This is a genomic window from Sphaerochaeta sp. S2 (assembly GCF_016406725.1).
Lineage (GTDB): Bacteria > Spirochaetota > Spirochaetia > Sphaerochaetales > Sphaerochaetaceae > Sphaerochaeta.
Map to the genome: position 1 here is coordinate 1 of NZ_JAEKNT010000209.1, position 2763 is coordinate 2763.

At 48.7% G+C, this 2763-nt stretch carries 4 protein-coding genes; all 4 read left to right on the forward strand.

Translation table 11 applies throughout. The features are described from left to right. Positions 1–691, forward strand: a 691-nt coding sequence (locus JF818_RS05855; protein WP_198891050.1) for a (Fe-S)-binding protein, incomplete at its 5' end; no start/stop codon positions are given. After that, positions 688–1881 carry a SpoIIE family protein phosphatase gene (locus tag JF818_RS05860; protein WP_198891051.1) on the forward strand — a complete coding sequence of 398 codons (1194 nt, stop codon included), beginning with the start codon at positions 688–690 and terminating at the stop codon, positions 1879–1881. The genes JF818_RS05855 and JF818_RS05860, both read left to right, overlap by 4 nt. Positions 1882–1892: 11 nt before the next feature. Then, on the forward strand, positions 1893–2159 hold the full coding sequence (locus JF818_RS05865; RefSeq protein WP_198891052.1) for a hypothetical protein: 267 nt from the start codon (positions 1893–1895) through the stop codon (positions 2157–2159). Then, on the forward strand, positions 2152–2763 hold a 612-nt coding region (locus JF818_RS05870), incomplete at its 3' end, for a 4Fe-4S binding protein (protein WP_198891053.1). The genes JF818_RS05865 and JF818_RS05870, both read left to right, overlap by 8 nt.

Here is a 2763-nt window from a genome sequence, read left to right on the forward strand (position 1 = left end):
TCATAGTGAAGAAGAAATTGACCAAGCACTCAAGTTGTTGGGGAAAAGGGATGTCTCTGATGAGTTGAATTGTGGGGGGTGTGGTTACAACAGCTGCAGGGAGATGGCCATTGCCTATCTTGATGGGATGGCTGATATGGAGATGTGTGTAACCAAGATGAGGCAGGAAGCCCAAAGCAAGATGGTTGTACTGCTCAGGACCATCCCGGTGGGAGTGGTGATTGTGGATGACCAACTCCAGATTGTCGACTGCAACAGCAACTTCCTCAAGCTGTTTGGAGATATTGATTTCCCTTTGGAGCCATCCCAGTTGAATCTGGTCTTCGGATTGCCTGTTAAGCGTTTTGTCCCGTTTTACGAGAAATTCAATAACCAGTTCACTTCTCCCTCGGTGCAGCAGTACCGACTCCATTACAAGGATACGTTTCTCAAGGTGACGTTCTTCTCAGTTGAGAAACAGCATCTGGTGGGAGCTCTATTCGAAGACATCACCACCCCTACCGTACGTCGTGAGACCGTGGTGAAGAAAGCTGAGGATGTTATCCAGAGAAGTTTGGAGACCGTCCAACAGATTGCATCCTTGCTTGGGGAGAATGCAGCAGAGACTGAGATCATGCTTAATAGCCTTATCGATGCCTTCAAGGTTCCCCCGAGCGGGGAACGGGACGGTTATATGCAGGAAGGGTCATGAACGACGTATTCATTGATGTGGATTATGCACAAATCTACAAGCACGGCCAGAAAATTGGGGGGGATGTGTTCCTTCTTTCCAGGCAGGATGCATCTGCCCAGATTGTCTGCACGCTCAGTGATGGTCTTGGCAGTGGGGTAAAGGCAAATGTATTGGCAAGCCTTACTGCACGTATGGCCCATAAGCTCAGCTTCAGTCCCATGGATCTGACGCGTTCGGCAAAAATCATCATGAATACACTTCCTGTGTGTAAGGAGAGGAAGATCAGCTATGCTACGTTTACCATTGCAGATCTGAGAAGAAGCAATACTGATGAAGTACTGGTGAACCTTGTTGAGTATGACAATCCTTCAGCACTGATGTTCCAGGGGGGTACTCCTGTTCAGTGGGAGCGGGAGAAGATTGATCTCAGAAGGGATGGGGCGTTCAAGCAGGAGGTGCTGGGACACTCTCACCTAAAGCTATCGGTTGGAAGCCGTCTCTTGATCTTCAGCGATGGAGTTACCCAAGCGGGGATGGGAAAGTCCCTTCCCTTGGGGTGGCGTCTTGAGGGGGTCCGGTCATTTGCCCAGCAGGTGATTGAAAGGGACCCGGATATTTCCAGCCACGACCTTGCAAGGGAAGTTGTATCGCATGCCCACAGATTGGATCGTTTGAGTGCAAAAGACGATATAACCTGCATGGTCGTATATGTGAGAAAACCCAGGAGAACACTGGTAGTGACAGGACCTCCTTTCAAGCAGGAACAGGATCCCTTACTGGTTGAGAAAATCCAGAGATTCGAGGGAAAGCGGATCGTCAGTGGGGGTACTACCGCACAGATTGTCAGCAGGATCATGAATCGGCAGCTGAAGGTGGATATGAGCTGTTGGTCACCACAAGTGCCTCCTTGTTCCATGATGGAAGGGCTGGATCTGGTGACTGAAGGGATGTTGACCTTGAGTAAGGTAGCCACTGCACTGGAGCAGAAAAAACCAGCATATACGCTACCCAATGATGCAGTGAAGAAGTTCATACAGGTGATGCAAGAGAGTGATCAAGTACACTTCATTGTTGGGACGAAAATCAATGAAGCACATCAGGATCCCAGTATCCCTGTGGAGATCGGGATACGTAGGACCTTGATTGGAAGGCTGCAACGGGCATTGGAAGACAATTATTTGAAAGAGACCTCTTTAGAGTATATTTAGGAGATATGGTCATGGGAAAGAAAGAGAAGGTGAGTGTCAGGATTTGTGTGGGGACTGCATGTTTTGTACAAGGTGGGGCCGATCTATTGCTTTACCAGGACTTTTTGGATCCTGTTGTCTTGGCTGGGTGTGATATCCAGGGCATCTCCTGCATTGGGGGGTGCAAGGATGATTCGATGGAGGTAAGGCCACCCTATGTTGAGATTAATGGAAAGGTGTTTGGTGAAATGACGCAGGAGAAGCTATGCAAGGCATTGCTGGAGGCCGTCCATGCTTGAATTGAATAACCAATATACGACGATCAAGAGACAGGTGCACACTGAGGTGCTCAAGCAATTCTTCCAGGATATGTTGACCCAGAATGTGGATAAGATTCCCATTCAACTCATTCCAAAGCAACGTATCCCTACCAGGTGTTGTATCTACAAGGAGCGGGCAATGGTTCGCTACCGTATTATGGCATTCCTGGGTTTTGATATAGAGAAGGAAGATGATGAGATGAAAAGTCTCTCCTCCTATGTGAGGGAAATCATGGAGGAAGACAAGCCCCTGTCCCCCCTGTTGACGACAATCAGTACTGCCTGCTCTTCCTGTCCTCCCGACCGGTACATGATCAGTGATGCCTGTCGTGGATGTTTTGCCCGTCCCTGTCTTGCCAACTGTCCCAAGGACTGTATCACTTTCTCTGGTGGCAAGGCCCATATTGATGAGAGCAGGTGTATCCGGTGTGGAAAGTGCATGGAGGTATGCCCTTTCCATGCAGTTGTGCATATTCCTGTACCTTGTGAGCAGGCATGTCCGGTCGATGCAGTGAAGAAGAATGAATATGGCTATGTGGAAATTGATTGGGATAGATGTATCAGTTGTGGAAAGTGTGCAATG

Coding starts and splice junctions, on each gene's coding strand:
- JF818_RS05860 (WP_198891051.1), top strand. CDS start 688: ATGAACGACGTATTCATTGATGTGGATTATGCACAAATCTACAAGCAC.
- JF818_RS05865 (WP_198891052.1), top strand. CDS start 1,893: ATGGGAAAGAAAGAGAAGGTGAGTGTCAGGATTTGTGTGGGGACTGCA.